The sequence below is a fragment of the Streptomyces sp. NBC_01428 genome (assembly GCF_036231965.1).
Taxonomy (GTDB): domain Bacteria; phylum Actinomycetota; class Actinomycetes; order Streptomycetales; family Streptomycetaceae; genus Streptomyces.
Genome location: NZ_CP109499.1, coordinates 903,298 through 926,240 on the forward strand (window position 1 = coordinate 903,298; position 22,943 = coordinate 926,240).

Below are 22,943 nucleotides of genomic sequence, written 5' to 3' on the forward strand. Positions count from 1 at the left end.
TCACTGAGGAATGAGGCGCCATGTCGTCGCACAGCACTCCAGACAGCACTCCGGGGACCGGTCCCTCCCGGCGGGCGGTCGTCGTCGCCGGGGCCGGGGCCCTGGCCGTGACGGCCGCCGGGGTCCCGTTCGCGGGGGCCGCGTCCGCCGCCGGGAGGACGGACGGGGCCGGCGCGCCGTCAGCATCGGTACCCCGTGCGGCAAAGGGATGGCAGGGGTACGTGCAGGCCCCGGCCTCCCGGACCGTGCAGCCCGTACGGGTCATCGCCTCCACCGGCGATGTGAGCGGCGCCGAGGGCCTGTTGAAGCCGGGCGGCGCGAGGACCGTGCTGCGGCGGCCCCGGCCCGCCGCCGCCCCGCGCTGGCCCGAGGGCACCGTGGCCGAGGCCTCGTCGGCTCACGCGGGGAACAACGGCAACGACGGGCAGCCGCGGACGTACGACGCCAAGAACGCGATCGACGGCGACCCGGGAACCTTCTGGAACGACGACACGATCGGGGTGTTCCCCGACACCCTCACCATCACGGTGCCGGCGGCCCGGGAGATGTCCGGCATCACGCTGATCTCCAACGGCGACGGCGTGCCGACCGACTTCACGGTGGACGTCTGGAAGGACGACGCCTGGCAGACCGTCGCCACGGTGAAAGACAACGATGTCATCCAGCGGGCGGTGTCGTTCTCCTCCCCGGTGACCACCAACCGGATCCGCATCACCGTCACAAACGTCCAGGACACACCGAAGGGTGCCTTCACCCGGGTCAACGAGGTGTGGCCCGAGCCCGTCGCCCCGGTGGCGGCGCCCAGCGTCACCGTGGACTTCGGCAAGGTCGTGGTGGGGTTCCCGCGGGTCCGGTTCACCTCCGCGTCCGACAACTCACCCGGTGTGCGGCTCGCGTTCTCCGAGACGAAGCAGTTCCTGACCGAACGCTCCGACTTCACCCGCTCCGACCAGGCCGGCGGCGCGGGCCAGGGGACGGACCAGTTCGCCGTGCCGGCCAGGGGCGCCGACTGGACCGACCACAAGGGCTACCAGTCCGACGGCAAGGTCTACGCCGACGGCCTGCACGGCTTCCGGTACCTCAAGATCACCCTCGACGCGCTGGCCGGCGACGCGCCCGTCGCACAGCCGTGGGGAACCGTCGAGATCGACTCCGTCAGCCTCGACTTCACCGCCTACCTCGGCACGCCGAGCACGTACCGCGGCTGGTTCCTGTGCTCCGACGACGACCTCAACCGCTACTGGTACGGCGCCTCGTACACCAACGAGCTGGTGACGGACACCTTCCGCCAGGACGACGTCGACCCGCGCAACGCCTGGAGCCCTTCGCTCGAGGGCAAGCTCGTGCTGCACGACGGGCCGAAGCGTGACCGGGACCCGTACGTCGGTGACCTGGCCGTGTCGGCGCGGACCCTGTACCTGACGCACGACGACGCGGCCGCCGCCGCACGCAACGTGCTGGCCGACCTCGCCGAACACCAGCGGGCCGACGGATGGATCCCGCCGGCCTCCATCTCGGGCTACGGGCTGCCCCTGTTCGACTATCCGCTGTGGTGGGTGACGTGCAGCTGGGACTACGTCCTCTACACGGGAGACCGTTCCTACGCGAGCCGCTACTACCCGAACCTGCTCAAGGTGCTCGACACCTGGTACCCGAGCGTCACCGACAGTGCGGGTCTCCTCAGCAAGGGGCTCAACAACACCGGCGGCTACGGCGACTACGCCTTCCTGGACCGCACCGGTCGCATCACCTACTACAACGCCAACTACGTCCAGGCTCTCAACGACGCGGCGCGGATGGCACGCTGGCTGGGGCACGAGGCCGACGCGCAGCGCTGGGAAGCGCGTGCGGGCGCGGTGAAGGACGCCGTCAACGCCCACCTCTGGGATGCTGACGCCGGCGCCTATCTCGACTCCGCGACCGGCCCGGTACGGCACGCGCAGGACGGCAACTCGATCGCCATCACCGCGGGCATAGCCGACGCCGAGCGCGCCGCCTCGGCGCTGGCCCACCTGGACGCCACCACACGACGGCCGTACGGCAACGCGTTCATGGACAACGACACCATCTTCGGCGATGCCTCGCAGCGGGTGTACGCGTTCACCTCGTACCCCGAGATCGTGGCCCGCTTCGAGAGCGGCAGGGCCGAGTCGGCGGTCGACCAGATCCGGCGCACGTACGGCTGGATGGACAGCCACGACCCCGGTATCACGAACTGGGAGGGCATCGGCCCCGGCGGATCGCTGTACGAGGGCGCCTACACGAGCATGGCGCACGGCTGGTCCACCGGCGTCCTGCCCGCCCTCACCCATCAACTGCTCGGCGCCCGGCCGACCTCCCCCGGCTACGCCACCTGGGAGGTACGCCCCCAGCCCGCGGGCGTCAGCTGGGCGCAGGGCCAACTGCCGACACCGCACGGCCCGTTGCAGGTCAGCTGGGAAACGGCGCGCACCGCGTTCGACGTGACCGTCCACGTGCCCGGTGGCACCCATGGAGCGCTCACCTTCCCGATGGACGCTCGTGAGGTGACGGTGCGCGCGGGCCGACGCGTTCTCTGGGACGGCCGTCGGCAGTCGGACCGTACGGTGCGGGTCACCGACCACCAGGTCACCGTCTCCGGCCTCGGAGCGGGCACCCACACCTTCACGGCCCTACGGCGCAAGTGAGAGCACGCCGGGTGGGGAGCCGATGTCAACTCGGCTCCCCACCCGGCGCGTTCATGTGATCGCATCCCGAAGGTCGGCCTGTCGCACCGACGTCCCGACCGGGCCGACTCCGTGCGAGAGGGTGAGCGCTCAGCCGCCGTCACCCTGCTGGTGCGCGCTCTCCGGGCGGAAACAGGCCGTGACCGTCTTCCCGTGGCGCTGGCACTTCATGCCCCAGTCGTCCGCGAGCATCTGCACGATGCCCACGCCCCGGCCGGAGACGGCGCCCGGTTCCGGGTCGCGCTGGCGGGGCAGGGTGGGATCCTCGTCGTGGACGCTCACATGGAGGCAGTCGCCGTCCCAGGTGAGGACCAGAGCCGCGTCGCTGCGCGCGTGGATGTGTGCGTTGGTGAGGAGTTCGGACACCGTCAGGACGACGGCGTCGACCGTGTCGGGTTCCTGGGCCGTCCAGGGCAGGGACTCCAGGTGTCTGCGGGTCCACTGCCTTCCGGCCCGCACACCGCCGGAGACCGGGAACGAGTGCGCCCAGCCCATCGCCTTGACCGCCATTTTCCTGTCCTCGCTCCGGGTTCATCCATCCGTATCGTGCCGTGGGGCTCGGGTACCCGAAAGGCGCCCACACACTCGGGTGGGGGTGGCGGCGGCCTTCGGATCACCTGTGCGGAAGTCAATCCCGCGCCATAAGTCACCCTCTCCCGGGGGCCAACCTTCGCGCGACGGGAACAACAGGTGTCCCCTGTCCGTACTATCGGTAGGCCGGGGCACGACGCAGCAGGTGCGGCTGCGCGCCCCGTCCTCCAGCGCGGTCGCCAGGACGCGCATCGCCCTCCGGCCGCTCCATGTGTGTTCATGTGGCGGTCGTGCACCGACGAAAGGTCCACACCATGCCCGACACCACTTCCTCCACCGAGCTGACATCGCAGTACACGGCCCAGGTCATCGGCGACCTGGACCGCAACACCAAGGAGCAGGAGCGCATCGGTGCGGAGATCGACGCCCTCCAGGAGCAGTTGAACGCGCTGCGCCACGACCACTCCGTCCTGACGAGCCTCCACCAGGCCCTCGGTGTCACGGAGAAGGCCGCCCCCACCAAGGCGGTCAAGCCCGCGGCGCCGTCCGTGCCCCAGCAGAAGTCCGCCGCGAAGGCGACCAAGGCGACGAGCCCGGCCAAGGCGGCCAAGGCCACGAAGACCACTGACGCCAAGGGCACGCGGTCGCGCGCCAAGACCGCCGGCAGTGCGAAGGATGTCGCGTCGAAGACGGTCGCCGCCAAGGCGTCCGACGCGAAGACCGGGGACGCGAAGACCGGGGACGCGAAGTCCTCCGGCACCAAGGCCGCTCCCGCCAAGAAGCCCGCGGCCAAGGCCGTCTCGGGTCAGCCCACCCTCGTCGAGCTGATCCGCGGCTACCTCACCGCCCAGGGTGAGCCCCGTTCGGCCGCGGAGGTGTCCACGGCGCTGGGCAAGACCCACCCCGACCGCCGTATCCAGACGAACGTCGTGCGCACCACCCTGGAGAACCTCGTGGCGAAGAGCCACGCCCACCGTGCCAAGCAGGGCGCGTCCGTCTTCTACACGGCGACCGACGGCCACAAGCCGGCGGCGACCGCGGCGAGCACCGAGCAGCCCGTGGAGGCCAGCGCCGGCTGACCGTCCGACGTCAGGCACCCGGTCCGCGAGGAACGGGGAACCGTTACGCCTCGCCGCGCCCGGACGGGCACGGCGTCGCGCCTCAGCTCTCCGTCTCCCCGCGCCCGGCACCGTCCCGAGCCGCGGCCCGGGACGGCCGTGTCTCCCTCACGCCGTCACCTTGGCGACGAACGCCGCCAGGTTCGTCACGGTGCGCTGGATCTTCTCCTCCAGGGTCAGCGACTCGTGCATCCGTCCGCCGACGCCCGCGTCGCGCTTGCCGCGCACATACAGCGAGCAGGCGAGGTCGCTGCATATATAGGCGCCCACCGAGTTGCCCTGCTGCCCCAGCTTGCCCGCCTTGGGCGCGACCATGAGGGACACGCCTCCGGTGTGGGTGGTCACGCACAGCGAGCACATACTGCGGCGCATGTGCCCGGAGGTCTGGGCGGGGCAGCGCAGGGCCAGCGCTCGGAGGCCGCCGTCCAACTCGACGACGATGTAGGTGCGTTCGGGTGACTGGGGGTCGCGCCAACCGAGGTAGTCGAGGTCGTCCCAGGGGCGGTCGGCCAGGTCGCGGGGGACGGAGAGGCGCTTCGCCTCGCCCTTCGTGCAGTTCACGAACGCGGCACGGATCTCTTGCTCGGTCAACGGCTTCATGACACCTACGCTAATTTGCCTAAACCTATTAGGCAAATGCATAATCAGTTCTGCCAGAAGAGAGGATCGCTATGGTTCGCGCAGGACTGACCACGGAACGTCTGACAAGGGCGGGAGCCGAGCTGGCCGACGAGGTCGGCTTCGATCAGGTGACCGTCTCCGCGCTGGCCAGGCAGTTCGACGTCAAGGTCGCGAGCCTCTACTCGCATGTGAAGAGCTCGCACGACCTCAAGACGCGGATCGCCCTGCTCGCCCTCGACGAACTCGCCGACCGTGGGGCGACAGCCCTGGCCGGACGGGCCGGGAAGGACGCCCTGACCGCCTTCGCGAACGTCTACCGCGACTACGCACGCGAGCACCCCGGCCGCTACGCCGCGGCGCAGCTCCGGCTGGACCCGGAGGCGGCCGCCGCCAGCGCGGGCGCGCGGCACTCACAGATGACGCGGGCGATCCTGCGGGGCTACGACCTGGTGGAACCCGACCAGACCCATGCGGTCCGCATGCTCGGCAGCGTCTTCCACGGCTACGTCAGCCTGGAGATGTCGGGCGGGTTCAGTCACAGCGCCCCGGACTCGCAGGAGAGCTGGTCACGCGTCCTGGACGCCCTGGACTCCCTGCTGCGGAACTGGCCCGCGCCCTGACCGACGCGGTAGGACCGACGGGGCCAACGGCGGACAGCGCTCGCCGGGTTCCGGAGCGTCCGCACCGTACGAATCCCCCGAACGACAGGCCCAGATCATCATGCAGAGCGAGCACGACCGGATCACCACTCCCGTCACCGCCGACCTGGTGCGGGGCGCCATCGAGCTGGAGCGCACCGCCGTCGGTCTGCTGCCCCACCGGTTGCCCGCCTGGGCGCGCGCCCAGTGCGCCGACGGTCAACTGGCCATGGCGGAGGCCCAGCCCTCGGGCGTGCGGCTGGTCTTCAGCACGCGCGCCACGACCGTCGAGCTGGACACCCTCCCGACCAAGCGGGTCTACGTGGGCGCCCCGCCACGGCCCGACGGGCGGTACGACCTCGTGGTCGACGGGCGCCTTCTGGGTGGGTCGACCGCGTCCGGCGGCAACACCCTCACCCTCGACATGACCACGGGCTCGGCGACGACCACACCCGGCCCGGTCGGCACCGTTCGTTTCACGGACCTGCCCGACGGCCCGAAGGACATCGAGATCTGGCTGCCGCACAACGAGACCGCCGAACTCGTGGCCCTGCGCACCGACGCCCCCGTCGAGCCCGCGCCGGACCACGGCCGCACGGTGTGGCTGCATCACGGCAGTTCGATCAGCCAGGGCTCCGACGCCGCGAGCCCCAGCACGACCTGGCCCGCACTGGCCGCCTCGCTGGCCGGGGTGGAACTCATCAACCTGGGGCTGGCCGGCAGCGCCCTGCTGGACCCGTTCACCGCCCGTACGCTGCGCGACACCCCCGCCGACCTCATCAGCGTCAAGCTGGGCATCAACGTCGTCAACACGGACCTGATGCGACTGCGGGCCTTCACGCCCGCCGTGCACGGCTTCCTGGACACCGTCCGCGAGGGCCACCCCACCGCACCGCTGCTGGTCGTCTCCCCCATCCTGTGCCCGATCCACGAGGACACGCCCGGCCCGAGCATGCCGGACCTCACGGCGCTGAGCAGCGGACGACTGCGGTTCCGCGCCGCCGGCGACCCCGCCGAGCGCGCGAGCGGAAAACTGACGCTCCAGATCATCCGTGCCGAACTCGCCGGGATCGTGGAACAGCGGGCCGCCGAGGACCCGAACCTGTACTACCTCGACGGACGGGAGCTGTACGGAGAGGCCGACGCCGTCGAACTCCCGCTGCCCGACGCGCTCCACCCCGACGCCGCCACCCACCGTCGTATCGGCGAACGGTTCGCGAAACTCGCCTTCGACGGCACCCGGGGCTTCCCCGGGCCCTCCGCCTGAAGTACGGGACCAGGCGCGGACCCGACCACATCACCCGGGCGCGTCACCAGGGCCGTCCGCCGCCCTCCGTACACCGGTTGACGTGCTCCGATCCCCACCCGGGGGTCTCGTACGACCATCCGGGATGTGGGCGTTCTCCCCAGCACGGCGTCCGTCCGCATAGGGTGACGTCCGCAGCTGGTTCGCCCCGTCCGCCAGACGGGATGCGTCGTAAGAGGGAACCCGGTGGGAATCCGGGACTGCCCCGCAGCGGTGAGCGGGAACGACCGCCGTCATACGCACTGGGCCCGGCCGGGTCTGGGAAGCGACGGCCAGTAGGTGACCTCCGTCCGGAGGGCGTGCCCGCGAGTCCGAAGACCTGCCCGCTGCCCGTGCGCGACCCATCGCGCGCGGACATCCCGGTGACCTCGTGGGCGGGTCGGCGTACATACCTGGCGGCACGGCCGCGCTCCGGCGCGCCACGTCCTCCCGCCCGGTGCGTCACCCTTCGCGCTCACGGCTCCCATCGGGATCCAAGGAGACATCTCGCGAAGGAGATTTCCGTGACCACGAAGACCGCAGCCGCGGCAGCACGGGCCACCGTGTACGGCTACCCCCGCCAGGGTCCGAACCGGGAACTGAAGAAGGCGATCGAGGGCTACTGGAAGGGCCGCGTCAGCGCCGACGCCCTCCGTGCCACCGCCGCCGAACTGCGCAGCTCCACCTGGCGGCAGCTCGCCGAAGCCGGCATCGACGAAGTACCGACCGGCGACTTCTCGTACTACGACCACGTCCTGGACACCAGCGTCATGGTCGGCGCCGTCCCCGAGCGTCACCGGGAGGCCGTCGCCGCCGACACCCTCGACGGATTCTTCGCGATGGCCCGCGGCACCCAGGACGTGGCGCCGCTGGAGATGACCAAGTGGTTCGACACGAACTACCACTACCTGGTACCCGAGTTGGGCCCGGACACCGTCTTCACCACCGACTCGTCCAAGCAGGTCGCCGAACTCAAGGAGGCCCTGGCGCTCGGACTGTCGGCCCGTCCGGTCCTGGTCGGCCCCATCACCTATCTGCTCCTCGCCAAGCCCGCCCCGGGTGTGTCCGCGGACTTCGACCCGCTGACCCTCCTGGACCGGCTGCTGCCGGTCTACACCGAGGTGCTCGCCGACCTGCGTGCCGCCGGTGCCCAGTGGGTCCAGCTCGACGAACCCGCTCTCGTCCAGGACCGTACGAACGCCGAACTGAACGCCGCCGAGCGCGCCTACCGGGCTCTCGGGGCTCTCACCGACCGTCCGAAGCTGCTCGTCGCGTCGTACTTCGACCGGCTCGGCGAGGCCCTGCCCGTTCTCGCCAAGGCTCCGGTCGAGGGACTCGCCCTCGACTTCACCGACGCGGCGGCCGCGAACCTGGACGCGCTCGCCGCCGTCGGCGGTCTGCCGGGCAAGCGGCTCGTCGCCGGGGTCGTCAACGGCCGCAACATCTGGGTCAACGACCTGGAGAAGTCACTCGCCACGCTGGGCACCCTGCTGGGTCTGGCCGGGCAGGTCGACGTGGCCGCGTCCTGCTCGCTGCTGCACGTACCGCTGGACTCCGCCGTCGAGCGCGACATCGAACCGCAGGTCCTGCGCTGGCTCGCCTTCGCCCGCCAGAAGACCGCCGAGATCGTCACGCTCGCCCGGGGGCTCTCGCACGGCACGGACGCCATCGCGACCGAGCTCGCCGCCAACCGGGCCGATCTCGCCGCCCGCGCGGGCTCGGCGCTCACCCACGACCCAGCCGTGCGCGCCCGTGCCGCCGCCGTCACGGCCACCGACTCCCGCCGCTCGCAGCCCTACGCCGAACGGACCGTCGCCCAGCGCGCCCACCTCGGCCTCCCGCTGCTGCCGACCACCACCATCGGCTCCTTCCCGCAGACCGCCGAACTCCGTGCGGCCCGGGCCGGCCTGCGCACCGGACGCACCGACGTCGCCGGATACGAGGAGCGCATCAGGAGCGAGATCGGCGAGGTCATCGCCTTCCAGGAGAAGACCGGCCTGGACGTCCTCGTGCACGGCGAGGCCGAACGCAACGACATGGTCCAGTACTTCGCCGAACAGCTCACCGGCTACCTCGCCACGCAGCACGGCTGGGTCCAGTCCTACGGCACCCGGTACGTGCGTCCGCCGGTCCTGGCCGGCGACATCTCCCGCCCGGAACCGATGACGGTGCGCTGGACGACGTACGCCCAGTCGCTCACCGACCGGCCCGTCAAGGGCATGCTCACCGGGCCGGTCACCATGCTCGCCTGGTCGTTCGTCCGCGACGACCAGCCGCTCGGCGACACCGCCCGCCAGGTCGCCCTCGCCCTGCGCGACGAGGTGAACGACCTGGAGGCGGCCGGCACTTCGGTGATCCAGGTCGACGAACCCGCACTGCGCGAGACCCTGCCGCTGCGCGCGACGGACCGCCCCGCCTACCTCGACTGGGCGACCGAGGCGTTCCGCCTCACCACCGCGGGCGTCCGGCCGGGCACCCAGATCCACACCCACATGTGCTACGCCGAGTTCGGGGACATCGTCCAGGCGATCGACGACCTCGACGCCGACGTCATCAGCCTGGAGGCCGCGCGGTCCCACATGCAGGTCGCCGGCGAACTCGCCGAGCACGGCTATCCGCGCGAGGCGGGCCCGGGGGTCTACGACATCCACTCGCCGCGCGTGCCGGGCGCCGACGAGGCGGCCGTCCTGCTGCGCAAGGGACTTGAGGCCATCCCGGCCGAACGGCTGTGGGTCAACCCCGACTGCGGGCTGAAGACCCGCGGCTGGCCCGAGACCCGAGCCTCCCTGGAGAACCTGGTCAGCGCGGCCCGCACGGTCCGCACGGAGCTGTCCGGGTCCTGACCCACGAGGAACGCCGGCCGGGGGACACCACGGGGCGTCCCCCGGCCGGCGACCTTTCGTCCTTGTCTGCCGCCCAGATCTGCTGATCATGGCGGGTTCAACACAACTGGCCCGCCATGGCCTCGCGTTCGACGCCCTCTTCGGTTCCGGTCGACAAGATCGCACCTGAATTCGGCGTACTAGGGTGATGATCGTGACAACAGAGCGATGGGCACTGGGCGGCGACCTGAACGTCGCACGCATCGGTTACGGGACGATGAAGCTGACCGGCTGGCCGCGGGGCGACCGGCCGGACCGGGAGACCGCTCTCGGTGTACTGCGGCGTGCCGTGGAGCGTGGGGTGAACCACCTCGACACCTCGCACTACTACGCACGGGACGGGGTGGCGGCCAACGAGCTGATCCGGGAGGCGCTGCACCCGTACCCGGACGACCTGGTGATCGTGACGAAGGTGGGCGCGCTGGTCGAGGGGGCCGACATCGCGCTGCCCGCCGACCGGAAGACCGGCCTCACCCCCGACAACCTGCGACGTGGTGTCGAGGCGAACCTCCGCTCCCTGGGCCTGGACCGGCTCGACGTGGTGAACCTGCGCATGGGCGACGTCGACCGGCCCGGCGCCTCCCTCGCGGAGCCGCTGGAGGCCCTGCTCGCGTTGCGCGACGAAGGCCTCATCCGGCACCTCGGCGTCTCCAACGTCACGCTGGAGGAGTTCGAGGCGGCGCGCGCGATCGCTCCGATCGCCTGCGTCCAGAACCTCTACAACCTGTCCCGACGGGACGACGACGCCCTCGTCGACGCCTGCGCGGCTGCCGGCATCGCGTACGTGCCCTTCTTCCCGGTGGGCGGCTTCCAGCCCGTCACCGCCGAGCGGCTGGACACCGTCGCCGCCCGTCACGGCGCGACCGTGCCGCAGGTGGCCCTCGCCTGGCTGCTCGCCCGGTCACCGAACATCCTCCTCATCCCCGGCACGGGCTCGGCCGCCCACCTGGAGGAGAACATCGACGCGGGCACGCTGAAGCTGACCGCCGAAGATCTCGCGGACCTGGAGGTCGGCCGATAAGCGGCGGCAGAGCGACCCTCGAAGAGACCGCGGCGCCGACCGCGGGCCGCGAGGGCGCACGGCGCTGGCCGGTCTACACGGGCGTCGCGGTCGTCTTCCTCGCTCTGCTCGCGGGCGGGATCGTGTGGCTGTTCCAGGACGAGCTGTTCAAGCCGTTCGGGGACGCACGGGCCTGTGAGGGCAGCACGACCGAGCTGCCCCAAGTGATCTCGGCCGGCGGCGTCCCGCTCCCCGCGGATGCTTCGGACGTCCACTACGCCACCCGCGAGGGCACCGCCCAGGTCTCCTTCCTGAGCGACCGGATACCTGACTACCTGCACCGCGCGGGACTCCTGCCGCAGGACGCGAAGCCGTTCGCCGAGCAGTACGGCAGCGCCTACGGGCTCGCGACGGACGAGGGGGAACTCCCCAAGGGGCTGTGCGGCCCGGCCTTGAAGGGACCCGCCTGGAGCTACATCACCAGGGGCCCGGGTACTGGAGTGAACGTCCTGATCGAGCGGTCCCCCGTCGACCCCGGCCTGTTCCGCTCCCCCGCCCGGGCCGTCGTCACGTTCGACATCACCTGAGGTCCTCCCCGCCGCTCTCCAGGGTGACCTGCTTCGCCCGAGGGGGCGGCGCGTGTCGGCCGAACGGCTTCGTCCGGGGGCCCGGCGGAGGTAGGGTCCGCGAACTGATCCACTTCTGTTGCCGATTCGGGCCAATCCGCGACCGCTCCGGCTACGAATGGTTTGGGAGGACTCCGAGGGAGGACGGTCATGGCGGGATCGGCTCGTGTCCGGATCATCGCGCTGGCGGGCCGACGCAGCTGGATCGTGGTGGAGGGACGGCTTCCGCGGTCCGCGGCCTCGTATCTCTCCGCCGTGTTGCGGGAGAGGTGCGGGCAGCAGGCCGTGGTCTTCCTCGACCTGCGGCAGGCCCAGCTGTCCGGCGACCAGGAACCGCGCGGCGCGTTCCTGCCCGACGGCCCCCGCGTGTTCCACGTCATGGCCGAAGAACCCTGGCGATCCCTCCTCGCCCGCGACCGCCGTGTGCGCTGGCACGGCTGCGCCGAGGAGGCGTGGCAGGCCTGGTGCTCCGGTCCCTGACGGCTGGAACCGATCCGGCCTGAATCGTGTCTCACAGCACACGGCTGGGAGCGCGTGGGGGCCGGAGCGCCTCACGTGTCCCAGGTCTCGGGGGGGGGTGGGGCATGAGCACGTGGGCGGTACCGGGGTACGCCGAGTCACGGGAACTCGGGTCGGGGGCGAGCGGACGGGTCGCGCTGGCCGTGCACCAGGAGACGGGGCTGCCCGTCGCGGTCAAGTATCTGAGTGAGTCGCTGCGCACCCGCCCGGGTTTCGTGCGGGAGTTCAGGGCGGAGGCCCGGCTGCTCGGTGGCCTGCGCAGCGCCCACGTGGCGGGGTTGTACGAGTACGTGGAGAGCCCGGACGGCGCGGCGATCGTCATGGAACTGGTCGACGGTGTCAGTCTGCGGACCCTGCTCGGTAGGGAGGCGCCCCTCTCCCCCGAGGCCGCGCTCGTCCTGCTCAAGGGCTCGCTGCTCGGGCTCGCGGACGCCCATCGGATCGGCGTGGTGCACCGCGACTACAAGCCGGAGAACGTTCTCGTCCGTTCGGACGGCACCTCGAAGCTGGTGGACTTCGGGATCGCTGCCGCCGACGGCACCACCGCGGGTATCGCGGGCACTCCGTCGTACATGGCTCCGGAACAGTGGACCGGCGCCCCCGCGTCCCCGGCCGCCGACGTGTACGCCGCGACCGCCACGTTCTTCGAGTGCCTCACCGGCCGGAAGCCCTACACGGGCGAGAACCTGGCCGAGCTCGCGCTGCAGCACGTGGACGGGCCCATCCCCGCCGACGAGGCGCCCGAGCCCGTCCGCTCCCTGGTGCGCCGCGGGTTGGCGAAAACGCCCGAGCAACGTCCCACCGACGCCGAGGACTTCGTGGCGGAGCTGGAGGCCACCGCGGGCGGGGCGTACGGACCGGACTGGGAGGAACGCGGACGCGGACGCCTCGCGGCTCTCGCCGCGCTCTCGCTGCTGCTTCTGCCCCATGCCCCCGTCAAGCCGCGCAACAGCGTCACGGACACGGCGCGAACCGTCCTCGGCAGGACCCCCGACGTGCTGCGCGCCTGGCGTCCCGGCGGCCGTTCGCTGCTCGTCTCGGCGGCCGCGATCGTCGCGGCCCTCCTGCTGACGTACGGCATCGACCGGCAGGCGCCCGGGTTCGGCGACCCGGGACAGGCGGCACAGGCCCTCGCCACCACGAGCGCACACCCGGGCGCGACCGGTGGGATCCCTGTGACGGCGGACCCGGATTCCCCGACACCGTCCGCGTCGTCGTCCGACTCGGCCGTCCCCACGGGGACCGCGTCGGCCCCTCCGACGGACGGCAGCGCGACGCCGACGCCTTCGTCGGCCTCCACGACCGCCACCGTCGCGCCGCCGACCACCTCGGCGCCCACGACGGCCGCACCCACGACGACCTCCCCGTCGCCCGAAGTCGGCGTCAAGTCGGTGGTGTTCGGCGGCTTCCGGCAGACCGGCACGGCGACCGCCACGGCGTCGGTCACCGTCACCACGGACGGAACCGGACCCGTCGACATCACGGTCACGTGGTCCACCGGTGACGCCAGTGGACAGGCCGGCGCCCAGGACGGAGGGGCTGACACCTACCGGCGCAGTGGCTCGACCCAGTACACCATCGCCCTCGACCACACCTTCCAGGGTGCGGGCTGCTACTGGGGTGTCCGGGCCGGGACGCAGCCCGTCTCCGCGGACGGCGGCGCCTCGCAGCAGCTCCTGACGAGGCGGTGCACGATCGGATGAACGAACACCCCGGCGCTCCCGCGCCGTCCGACGACGACTACAGCGCGACCGTGCTGGCCAGCCACTGGATCCAGCGGCCCGACACCGACGAGACCGATGAGACCGGCACGCGGGCCTCCGACACCCTTGCCCTCGACGGGAGTTCGACCACACGGGCGCTGTCGGAGCCGACGGTGCTCGACACACCGCCCGACCGGGTCGAGGGGACCCTGCTGCGCTTCGGTCCCGGGGTGAACGCGGACACCGTGCGCCGATCGACGGCGGTGCCCGTCGCGGTCCCGGCTCCCCGCCGGACCTGGCGGCGGCACGTCCTGCCGGCCCTGGCGCTTCTGGCCGTCGTCGCCTTCCTTCTGTGGCACCGCTCCGGGCCCTCCGTGGGGGTCGAGGGCATCGCGGTCTCCGCGACGTCGTCCTCGCCCGGATGCGACACGACCGTGGACATCGTCGCCGCCGTCACCACCGACGGCCGGCCGGGGGAACTCGCCTACCGCTGGGTGCGCAGCGACGGCAGCTCCTCGAAGGTTCTGCACGAGGAGATGACACAGGGTCAGAAACGGGCGCACCTGCACCTGTTGTGGACCTTCCAGGGGGAAGGCCGGTACACGGCGCGTGCCGAGCTGCGCGTGCTGTCCCCGGTGCGCCGCAGCGTCGAGACGCGGCTCACGTACCACTGCCCCTGATCCGTACGGTGCGCCGGATGCTCAGACGGCCACGGCCGAGCCGCGGGCGCACATCATCGGGGCGCACAGAATCCGCTTCTTGCGCACGCGCTTGCCCTCGATCGCGGAGGCGGTCAGCCGGGCGGCCTCCGCGGCGATCTGGGTCAGCCCCCAACCGACGGTGGTCAGCGGTGGGGTGAGGACGCGGGAGACGGGGTGGTCGTCGAAGCCGACCACGGAGACGTCCCGTCCCACGACGAGCGAGGCCTCGGCCGCGGCCGCGTACACGCCGTAGGCGAGGGAGTCGGAGAAGCAGAAGACGGCGGTGGCCCGCCGGTCCCCTTCGAGGACGCCTCGGGCGACGACGGTCGCCGCGCCCAACTCCTGAGGGCAGGGCACGAGTTCGGCCCGCAGTCCTATGCGGTCGGCCGCCTCGCGCACGTACACGTCGGCGGGCCGGTCGGGGGTGCTCGGCCGGGTCGGGGTCAGGACGGTGACCCGGCGGTGGCCGAGGCCGTGGAGGTATTCCAGGACGGCGTCGATGCCGGCCCGGTTGTCGAAGATGACCTGCCCGACGGTGCGGGCCCGGCTCAGTGAGTCTCCGACCGCGACGACGGGCAGGGCGTCGGCGATCGCCGCCCACTCCTCGGCGGCCGGGTTCACGGGGGACACGAGGAGCGCGTCGACGCGCTGGTCGCGCAGTTGCTTGGCGAGGACGAGTTCCCGGTCGGGGTCGCCGCCCGCGTCGAGGATCAGCGCGTAGCGGTCGCCGGCGAGGAGTTCGCGGCCGATGGCGGCCATCAGCTGCTGCTGCCACAGGTCCTGGAGGTCGCCCGCGAGGACGCCGACCATGCTGGTGCGGCCGCTGGCGAGGGCACGGGCGATGGGGTCGGCCTCGTAGCCGAGCTCGGCCGCTGCCTTGCGCACGCGTTCCTCGGTCTCCTTGGAGACGTGTTTGCCGCGCAGGGCGTAGGAGACCGCGGCGGTGGAGAGGCCGGTGGCCTCGGCCACCTCCCTGAGGGTGGTGCGCTTCGGGGGCCTGACCATGCCGGGAAGCCTACCGGGCCGCGTCCGGATCGCGGGCACCTGCTTGACACGCCGGGTTGTTAATCGCTTAAGTTAAGCGCATCACTGAAGCGCTTAACCGATGACCGATCGCTGTTCCCGCCCCACCGCACGGACCTCCGAGGACTTCAGGGTGCCCATCGACGTCCACCAGCACATCTGGCCGCCCGCCTTCGTCGAGCTGCTCAGGGCGCGCGCCGCTCCTCCACGTCTCGACGGCTGGACGCTGCACCTGGAGGGCGAGCCGCCGTTCGCGGTGGGCCCCGGTGACCACGACGTCGAGGCCCGTGTGCGGCTGGCCGTCGCCGACGGTCTCGACCTCGCCCTGGTGTCGCTGTCCAGCCCGCTGGGCATCGAACACCTGCCGCCGGCCGAGTCCCTGCCCCTGCTCGACGCCTTTCACACGGGCGCGCTGGCGCTGCCCGCACCGTTCGGCGTCTGGGCCTCCCCCTGCCTGAGCGCGCCGGACCCCGCCGCGGTGGAGCAGGCACTCCGGCAGGGCTGCGTGGGACTGCAACTCCCGGCCACAGCGCTGCTGGACGCCGTCGGCTGGCGCACGTGCGCTCCGCTGCTCGACGTGCTGACACGCCTCGACAGACCGCTGTTCGTCCATCCGGGCGCGGCCGTCTCCGCTCCCGGGGTCCCGTCCTGGTGGGCGGCTCTGGTCCCCTACCAACAGCAGCTGCACAGCGCGTGGTTCGCGTTCCGGGCCTTCGGCCGGGCCCGTCATCCGGGGCTGCGGGTGTGCTTCGCGGCGCTCGCGGGTCTGGCGCCCCTGCACGGCGAACGGCTCGCGGCGCGGGGCGGCGGGCGCGGCGAGGTCGACTTCGACGTCTTCTACGACACCTCCTCCTACGGCACCCGCGCCGTGGACGCCTTGGTCCGGGCCGCCGGCATCGACGTCGTCGTGAGCGGGAGCGACCGGCCCTACGCCCCTCCCGTCATCCCCGATCTGGGCGCGGACGCCGCCGTCCACGCCCTGCGCACCGTCAACCCCGCCCGCCTGCTGCACGGCCGCGTCTGATCCGCGCGACGGGCCCATCCTGGAAGGGAACACCGCCGTGACGTACTCGTCCCTGCCGGACCGCACGCTCGACAAGCACGAACTCCAGCGGCTCGTCGACGGCCTGGCAGCCCGGCCCGAACTCTGGCGTGACCAGGTCGCCTTCTCGCACGAGGAGCGGCACTACGCGTCGCTGCACCGCGACGAGTACGTCGACGTCTGGCTGCTGTGCTGGACCCGGCAGAACGACACCGGCTGGCACGACCACGACATCTCGGCGGGCGCGGTCCGGGTCGTCCAGGGGGTGCTGAACGAGTCCAACCCCCGGATAGGCGGCCGTCATCTGTCGGTGGCGGTCGGCGCGGGCGAGTCGTTCTGCTTCGGTCCCGAGCACATCCACCGGCTCACCGGTGCCACCGACGACGCGGTCTCGCTGCACGCCTACTCGCCGCCGCTGTGGCGCCTGGGGCAGTACGACATCACCGGGGACGGACTCATGCGCCGCATCTCCGTCTCGTACGCCGACGAACTGCGCCCGCTGGACAGCCCGGCCGCGTGAAGGAATTCCGCCGGCGGACGCCGGCGGTGGATGCGCGTATTCCCCGCCCTTCACACCGGGATCCCACGCGTTGAGAACCGGTGGCGCCCCGCGTGACCGCGGCGCGCCATGGTCAGCCGCGGGAGGATCTGCCCTGGTCCCGGCGGCCCTGCCGGGGCTGGGGGCGGCCGCGGCCGCCGGAGCGGGACCGTGACGGTGCCGCGGGTGCGTCACCGCTGTTGAAGCCGGGGCCGCTCGGCGCGCTGAAGCCACCGGGGACCGCGGGCACGGCCGCCGGGGCTCCGGCCGCAGGGGTCACCGGTGCCGGCGCGACGGGGGTCCTGGTGCGAGGGAGGGCCCGGCCGAGAACGCGGGTGTGGGTCATCAAGGGGGCGCAGGCGGCGCAGACTTCCATCAGGGTCCACACCTGACCGACGGCCGGGTCGTGCCGCAGGACGAGCAGCACGCTGCCCGCGCAGTGGACCTGGCTGTCCTCGTGGGAGGCGCACTGTGTCTGCCGGCAGGCACAGGCGGCGTCGGGGTGCACGGTGGCGGCCCGGGCGTGGGCGCCGACATGGGCCTCGGCGAAGCGGCGCAGGGAGGCGAGGTCGCGGGAGCGCGGCGGCATCGCGCAGGGAGAGGAGCAGGAGACGGACGCCGTGCGGTCACTGTGGCCGGAGATGCGGACGGTCCATGTCCGTCCCGGACGTCGTGCGGCAGGGCTTTCGGAGTGTGGGAGGTCCAAGACCGGCAGTCCTTCGGCAGTGGGGTCTTCGCGCAGGTGCGCACAGGTTCTTTACCCGCGCGGGCCGGTCCGTCATCCACCGGTGGGCCACGAGCGTCATCGAATCTGTGAACGACGACGTGCGCGGGCCCGGACTTCTGTCGTGCGGGGCTGCGATCTTCCCACAGCGGCGCATCGGAGATCTTCGACCCGCCTGGGGCCTTCGGAGGATATCTCCCGGCGCGCGTCAGCGCTTCGGGCGGCCGCCCGTGATCCGGTCCCACCAGGAACGGGTGGCGCCGAAACCGGTCTCGTGGGTCCAGACGTGAGTACAGGACGGACACTGCAGATGGAGCAGGCTTCCAGTGGTGGAGAGCAGGTAGCGCCAGTGTTCCGAGCACGACCGACGCTGCTCGCACGACGCGCACCCTCGGTTGTCCGCGCAGTTCGGGCAGGTCACCCAGGCACGACGCCCGACGTCCGCCTGGGGATCAAGCGGCAGCACGGCCGTCTCCGCGCCGCGGCAGCACTCCGGCCGCGACGAGATCGTCGTACACGCGCTGCTGTTCCTCGTCGAGGCCGGAGTAGAGGAGGGCGCGGGCGGCCTCCTCGCCCCGCAGCGCCTCGATCGGATCCCAGTCGGGACCGAGCGCGGTCAGGACCTGGGCCTGCCGCAGGACCTCGTGCGCGGTGAGGTCGACAGTGAAGTCCACCAGTTCGAGGGGTGCCGACCTGTCGGCGCCGCCCGTGGGTGATCCGTCGCGGTCCTGGGGCGTGGGGGACGTATGGGGATCCATGGGACACAACTTAGGTATGCCTTCTTTGCGGGGACAAGGGGAGGTGGGCGAAGTCACAGCAGGTCAGGCGGCAGGACACCGTCCGCCGCACCTCCGCGACCTGTGCGCTCTTTACGTAGCCCACACATTCCTGTCACCTCGCGGTCACACGCTCGATATGCTCCTGGAGCTTCATCCGCACCACTGAGGGGGGAATCCTCATGCGTATTCGTGCTGCCCTGGCAGTCACCGCCGCCGCTGCCGGGACGTTCGCGGCCGTCGCCGCCGCTCCGGCGCAGGCCGTCACCGAGTACTCGTCCGCGCTGAAGGTCAAGGGCGTGCAGTACGACGCTCCGGGCCGGGACTCCAACAGCTGCTCCACGGGCAACACCCGGAGTGAGTACCTAACGATCAAGAACTACTCGTCCAGCGCGACGGTGAACCTGAAGGGCTACGTCGTCAAGGACGCCGTGGGCACCACCTTCACGTTCCCGTCGAACCACTACCTCCAGCCCGGGGACTACATCAAGCTCCGCGGCGGACACGGCACCGACTCGGACGCGAACAACGTCGTCTACCGCCAGAACTGCAACTTCCTCTGGAACAACGACAAGGACACCATCTACCTGTACAAGCCGTCCGGCGCCCGCGCCGACGTGCACACGTACAGCGCGTCGTCCAACGACCGCGACGGCAACGGGTACATCACGTACCACGGCTGATACGCCTGTGGGAACGCTGTCCCGCACGCGGGACAGCGTTCCCAGGGTTCGTGAAAGGGACGGCCTCGGGCGTGCCGCGACACAGCGGCGCGGCCGGGCCGTCCCTGTCACATGTCCGCGATCGGACCAGGACTCGTATCCGCGGTCGAAATCAGGGGTTTGGCGTATTTCCACGAGCTGACAGGCCTGTTCCAGGGGTTCGGGGGCAAACGGCGGTGGACCCGGGAGGAGCGCCCGACCGGGTCGAAGCCAGCCGCACTGCGCTGACCCTGGGAGTCCCTGATGCCTACGACCGTGCCGGACAGATCCGCCGGAACCACCGGCGCCCGAGCGGAGGACGCGCGACCCACCCGCTCGTTCACCATGCCCCGGGGCACCGGCAAGACCGCCGCACGCATCGGTGTGCTGACCGTCTGCCAGGCGGCCCTGATGGTGGGGATCGGTCTTCTCATCACCGGTCCCGCCAAGGGCCTGTGGCCGCTGACGGTCGAGGACAACGTCAACGAGGGCTTCGAGAACGTCCGTACGGGCACTTTCAACACTCTGTCCTTCATCGCCTCGGAGGCCGGCAACACCCTCACGGTCGTCATCGGCACACTGCTGGCCTGCCTGGGCCTGATCCTGATACCTCGACTGCCGATGTGGCGTCAGGCCGTCTTCCTGGCCGTCGGGGTCTCCCTCCAGTCCCTGGTGTTCCTGGTGATCACCATGTCGGTGGACCGCCACCGGCCCGAGGTGGACCGCCTCGACGCCTCGCCGCCCACCTCCAGCTACACCTCCGGTCACACCGGTGCGGCGACCGCCCTGTACGCGGGTCTCTCGGTGATCGTGCTGTCCCGCATGCGGGGGCCCTGGCGCAAGGTTGTGGGCGGACTTCTACTGCTCCTGCCCCTGATCGTGGCCTTCGCCCGTCTCTACCGGGGCATGCACCACCCCACGGACGTCCTGGGCGGTATGGCCAACGGTGGGCTGTCCCTGCTGATCGTCGGCCGGGCCCTGTTCGTCGACAAGTCCGTGGCGGCGCCGCCCGCCAAGGCCACCGTCCCGGCCGCCCGTGCCGCCGACGAGGGGCATGAGGAGCGCCAGGCCGGCACCACCGCCGTGATCGTCAATCCCACCGTCACCGATGCCGCCGCACGCGAGGAACTCCGGGAGACCCTGGAGCGGCACGGCCACCGCGACCCGGTGTTCATCGAGACCACCGCCGATGACCCGGGCGCAGGACAGGCCACCCGCGCGATCCGCGAGGGCGCGACTGTCGTCGTCGTGTGCGGCGGTGACGGAACCGTCCGCGCGGTCGCCGACGCGATGGCCGGCAGCGACGTCCCGCTGGCCATCGTCCCCAGCGGCACGGGCAACCTGCTGGCCCGCAACCTGGGGCTGCCGCTCGCCTCCACAGCGGCGCTCGAGGCAGCACTGAGCGGCCGGCCGCACCGACTCGACCTGGGCCACATCGAGGGCGACGATCTCCAGGGCACCCACTTCACCGCCATGGCCGGTGCCGGCCTCGACGCGGCGATGATGGAACACACCGACCCGCGCGCCAAGGCCCACCTGGGCTGGCCGGCCTACGTCCTGGCCGGTGTCGGCACCCTGCGGACCCCCCGGATGCGCCTGACGGTCCGACTGGACGACGCGCCCGCCTTCAGCCGTACGGCCCGCATGGTGCTCGTCGGCAACGTGGGTACGGTGCAGGCAGGGGTGACCCTGCTCCCGGACGCCCAGCCCGACGACGGCCTGCTCGACCTGCTCGTCCTGGACCCCCGTGGCCCCGGCGGCTGGATTCGCGCCGTGAGCACCCTGATGCGGCGCCCCGGTACATCCGCCGGGACCGCCCCGCGGACCCTTGCGACCGGTGACGACTCCGGGAAGGGCGTGCCGGTGGAGTTCTTCACGTTCAAGCGCGCCGACATCACCTTCGACACACCGCAGTCGCGGGAACTCGACGGCGATCCGGTCGGCCCTGGCCGCCGTATCACCGCCGAGGTCCGCCCGGGCGCGCTGACCGTTCTGCTGCCGCCGCGGGAGAAGTGATGGGTACGGCCACCAAGGTCCCGGTGACACGGGACATGAGCGGCGAGGAACTGTCCGCCGACGAGGCGCTGGCGTCTTTGCGCCGCTACGGCGGCTGGCCGCTGCTGCGCGATTCCTTCATCCGGTTCCGCTACGCCGACGGGTTCAGCCACTCGCGGGCGCTCGCACTCCAGACCGTGCTGGCGGTGATCCCGCTCGCCATCGCGTTCGTCGGGCTCTCCACCACCCTGCACACCGAGAACATCGGCCGGGTGGCCGAACTGACCATCCACCGGCTCGCCGCCGGACCCAGCGCGGAGGTCGTCGACGACGCACTGCAACGCAGCCGGCACAAGGCGGGCGACGGCGCGGCGGTCGCCCTCTGGTTCGGCGCGGTGTTCTCGGTGGTCAACGTGACCACGGCAATGTGCCAGATAGAGCGCGGCGCCAACCGGATCTACGGCAACGAGCGTGACCGGGTCTTCCATCAGAAGTACCTGCGTGGCCTTGCCATGTCGCTGAGTGCCGGGATCCCGCTCGGCCTCGGATTCATCATCATGGTGGCCGGCGGTGATCTGGCGTCCTCCGTCGTGGCGGTCTACCACCTCGACGGGGGTGCCAAGACGGCCTGGGAGATCATCCGCTGGCCGCTCGGGCTGCTCCTCGCCCTCATCTCGGCGAGCGCGATCTTCCGCCGCTCGCCGCGCCGTCAGCAGCCCGGGTACACCTGGCTGGCCTTCGGAGCCGCCGTGTATCTGGTGCTGTGGACCGCGCTGACCTGGGTACTCAGCCTGTACCTGGACATCAGCGGTTCCTTCGACACCGTCTACGGCCCGCTCAGTGCCTTCATGTCGCTGGTGCTGTGGGCCTACCTGACGTCCATTGCCCTGTTCCTCGGACTGTCCTTCGCCGCACAGCTGGAGGCCTCGCGGGCCCGGCGCCCCGGTCCGATCCAATCCGACCCGGGAGTCTGATGCCCGTGCGTGTCGCCGTCCGCACCCTCCGAGAACGCCGCCGCCGTGAGGCAGACCGCAGGTTCGGCGCCCGGCTTCTCGGCGCCACCGCCGTCGCCGCCGTCGCCGCCGTACCCTTCGGTCTGCTCCTGGTTCTGGTGGAGGGGCGGTGGCAGCCCCTGCGCCGACTGGACTCCGGCGCGGCGCACTCGCTGCACACCACCGCCCTGGACCACCCGGCGTGGACGAGCACCCTGCGGTTCCTGTCCGACTGGGTGTGGGACCCCACGACGTTGCGCGTGGCCGTCTTCGTCCTGACCGTGTGGCTGCTGTACCGCCGGGCGTGGCGGCTCGCCGCCTGGTCCGCCGTCACGGCGGTGGCCGGCGGGGTCATCGGGCTGCTGGTGAAGACCATCGTGGAGCGGGCGCGCCCGTCCCTGGAGGATCCGGTGGCGCAGGCCCCGGGGTTCTCCTTCCCCTCCGGCCACGCCATGACCGCCACCACCTCGTTCGCCATCGGGCTGCTGGTCCTGCTGCCGATGGTGCCGCGGGCGTGGAGGGCGGTCTGCTGGTGGGTGGCGGGACTGTCCGTGATCGGCGTCGGTTTCACCCGGGTCGCGCTGGGCGTGCACTGGTTCAGTGACGTGGTGGGCGGCTGGCTCCTCGGACTCGCCGTGGTCGCGCTCACCGCCTGGGCCTTCGAGGCCTGGCGCGCCGACGCGGGCCGCGGTCATGCCGACGTGAGCGGGGGCCTGGAGCCCGAACTGACCCAGAAGCACCCGGAACCGGAGCCGGGGCGGCGCTGAAGGCCATGACTGAGGGGCGGCGGGCGCAGCATGCGCCCGCCGCCCCTCGCATGTCC

General features: G+C 71.5%; 22 protein-coding genes and 1 riboswitch. Of the genes, 16 read left to right on the forward strand and 6 right to left on the reverse strand.

Annotation, left to right across the window (positions count from 1 at the left end; translation table 11 throughout):
- Positions 1-221: 221 nt before the first annotated feature.
- Positions 222-2,666 (forward strand): alpha-L-rhamnosidase-related protein, encoded by a 2,445-nt coding sequence (locus OG406_RS03945; RefSeq protein ID WP_329183971.1) that lies wholly within the window; start codon positions 222-224, stop codon positions 2,664-2,666.
- A 129-nt stretch (positions 2,667-2,795) separates the two neighbouring features.
- Here the strand turns inward: OG406_RS03945 and OG406_RS03950 are convergent, their stop codons facing one another.
- Complete coding sequence (locus OG406_RS03950) at positions 2,796-3,215, reverse strand: ATP-binding protein (RefSeq protein ID WP_081221313.1); 420 nt, start codon at positions 3,213-3,215, stop codon at positions 2,796-2,798.
- A 335-nt stretch (positions 3,216-3,550) separates the two neighbouring features.
- On the opposite strand from OG406_RS03950, the gene OG406_RS03955 reads away from it, so the two are divergent.
- Complete coding sequence (locus tag OG406_RS03955) at positions 3,551-4,315, forward strand: hypothetical protein (RefSeq protein WP_267049534.1); 765 nt, start codon at positions 3,551-3,553, stop codon at positions 4,313-4,315.
- Positions 4,316-4,462: 147 nt separating this feature from the next.
- Here OG406_RS03955 and OG406_RS03960 read toward each other — a convergent pair whose 3' ends face one another.
- Entirely contained in the window at positions 4,463-4,954 is a 492-nt protein-coding gene (locus tag OG406_RS03960) for an FBP domain-containing protein (protein ID WP_329183973.1), read from the reverse strand.
- Positions 4,955-5,025: 71 nt separating this feature from the next.
- Between OG406_RS03960 and OG406_RS03965 the strand changes: the two genes are divergently transcribed.
- From OG406_RS03965 to OG406_RS04000, 8 genes are all read left to right on the forward strand, one after another.
- Entirely contained in the window at positions 5,026-5,595 is a 570-nt protein-coding gene (locus tag OG406_RS03965) for a TetR/AcrR family transcriptional regulator (protein WP_329183974.1), read from the forward strand.
- Positions 5,596-5,695: 100 nt separating this feature from the next.
- The gene (locus tag OG406_RS03970; protein ID WP_329183976.1) at positions 5,696-6,880 is read left to right on the forward strand and encodes a GDSL-type esterase/lipase family protein; all 1,185 of its coding nucleotides are present in this window, start codon (positions 5,696-5,698) and stop codon (positions 6,878-6,880) included.
- Between the two features lie 161 nt (positions 6,881-7,041).
- Positions 7,042-7,260: riboswitch (cobalamin riboswitch) on the forward strand.
- A 162-nt stretch (positions 7,261-7,422) separates the two neighbouring features.
- The gene (gene metE / locus OG406_RS03975) at positions 7,423-9,741 is read left to right on the forward strand and encodes a 5-methyltetrahydropteroyltriglutamate--homocysteine S-methyltransferase (protein ID WP_329183978.1); all 2,319 of its coding nucleotides are present in this window, start codon (positions 7,423-7,425) and stop codon (positions 9,739-9,741) included.
- 193 nt (positions 9,742-9,934) lie between these two features.
- Entirely contained in the window at positions 9,935-10,801 is an 867-nt protein-coding gene (locus tag OG406_RS03980) for an oxidoreductase (RefSeq protein ID WP_329183980.1), read from the forward strand.
- Between the two features lie 122 nt (positions 10,802-10,923).
- Complete coding sequence (locus OG406_RS03985; RefSeq protein WP_329183981.1) at positions 10,924-11,367, forward strand: hypothetical protein; 444 nt, start codon at positions 10,924-10,926, stop codon at positions 11,365-11,367.
- A gap of 189 nt (positions 11,368-11,556) precedes the next feature.
- Positions 11,557-11,886, forward strand: a complete 330-nt coding sequence (locus OG406_RS03990) for a hypothetical protein (protein WP_266618810.1) — start codon at positions 11,557-11,559, stop codon at positions 11,884-11,886.
- A gap of 104 nt (positions 11,887-11,990) precedes the next feature.
- Positions 11,991-13,628: a serine/threonine-protein kinase gene (locus OG406_RS03995; protein WP_326841533.1), complete on the forward strand. Its 1,638-nt coding sequence runs from the start codon at positions 11,991-11,993 to the stop codon at positions 13,626-13,628.
- Positions 13,625-14,308 carry a hypothetical protein gene (locus tag OG406_RS04000; protein WP_329183984.1) on the forward strand — a complete coding sequence of 228 codons (684 nt, stop codon included), beginning with the start codon at positions 13,625-13,627 and terminating at the stop codon, positions 14,306-14,308. The genes OG406_RS03995 and OG406_RS04000 overlap by 4 nt, the downstream gene beginning before the upstream one ends.
- Positions 14,309-14,329: 21 nt before the next feature.
- Here OG406_RS04000 and OG406_RS04005 read toward each other — a convergent pair whose 3' ends face one another.
- Positions 14,330-15,334: a LacI family DNA-binding transcriptional regulator gene (locus OG406_RS04005; protein ID WP_329183986.1), complete on the reverse strand. Its 1,005-nt coding sequence runs from the start codon at positions 15,332-15,334 to the stop codon at positions 14,330-14,332.
- 100 nt (positions 15,335-15,434) lie between these two features.
- Here OG406_RS04005 and OG406_RS04010 point away from each other — a divergent pair, with 100 nt between their 5' ends.
- Both OG406_RS04010 and OG406_RS04015 read left to right on the forward strand, forming a co-directional pair.
- Complete coding sequence (locus OG406_RS04010) at positions 15,435-16,376, forward strand: amidohydrolase (protein ID WP_329183988.1); 942 nt, start codon at positions 15,435-15,437, stop codon at positions 16,374-16,376.
- A gap of 37 nt (positions 16,377-16,413) precedes the next feature.
- Entirely contained in the window at positions 16,414-16,914 is a 501-nt protein-coding gene (locus OG406_RS04015; protein WP_329183990.1) for a cysteine dioxygenase, read from the forward strand.
- Between the two features lie 112 nt (positions 16,915-17,026).
- On the opposite strand, the gene OG406_RS04020 is transcribed toward OG406_RS04015, so the two are convergent.
- The 3 genes from OG406_RS04020 to OG406_RS04030 form a co-directional block, all read right to left on the reverse strand.
- Positions 17,027-17,521, reverse strand: coding sequence for a hypothetical protein (locus tag OG406_RS04020; protein WP_329183992.1), 495 nt, complete (start codon positions 17,519-17,521; stop codon positions 17,027-17,029).
- Positions 17,522-17,864: 343 nt separating this feature from the next.
- The gene (locus OG406_RS04025; protein ID WP_266618799.1) at positions 17,865-18,122 is read right to left on the reverse strand and encodes a hypothetical protein; all 258 of its coding nucleotides are present in this window, start codon (positions 18,120-18,122) and stop codon (positions 17,865-17,867) included.
- Positions 18,109-18,414 carry a DUF6400 family protein gene (locus OG406_RS04030; protein ID WP_329183996.1) on the reverse strand — a complete coding sequence of 102 codons (306 nt, stop codon included), beginning with the start codon at positions 18,412-18,414 and terminating at the stop codon, positions 18,109-18,111. The genes OG406_RS04025 and OG406_RS04030 overlap by 14 nt, the downstream gene beginning before the upstream one ends.
- 200 nt (positions 18,415-18,614) lie before the next feature.
- On the opposite strand from OG406_RS04030, the gene OG406_RS04035 reads away from it, so the two are divergent.
- The 4 genes from OG406_RS04035 (at position 18,615) to OG406_RS04050 (ending at position 22,887) form a co-directional block, all read left to right on the forward strand.
- Positions 18,615-19,115, forward strand: a complete 501-nt coding sequence (locus OG406_RS04035; RefSeq protein ID WP_329183998.1) for a lamin tail domain-containing protein — start codon at positions 18,615-18,617, stop codon at positions 19,113-19,115.
- 282 nt (positions 19,116-19,397) lie between these two features.
- On the forward strand, positions 19,398-21,149 hold the full coding sequence (locus OG406_RS04040; protein ID WP_329184000.1) for a diacylglycerol kinase family protein: 1,752 nt from the start codon (positions 19,398-19,400) through the stop codon (positions 21,147-21,149).
- Positions 21,149-22,102: a YihY/virulence factor BrkB family protein gene (locus tag OG406_RS04045; RefSeq protein WP_266618794.1), complete on the forward strand. Its 954-nt coding sequence runs from the start codon at positions 21,149-21,151 to the stop codon at positions 22,100-22,102. Before OG406_RS04040 ends, OG406_RS04045 begins: the two co-directional genes overlap by 1 nt.
- Complete coding sequence (locus OG406_RS04050; protein ID WP_329184003.1) at positions 22,102-22,887, forward strand: phosphatase PAP2 family protein; 786 nt, start codon at positions 22,102-22,104, stop codon at positions 22,885-22,887. Before OG406_RS04045 ends, OG406_RS04050 begins: the two co-directional genes overlap by 1 nt.
- The last annotated feature ends 56 nt before the right edge of the window (positions 22,888-22,943 follow it).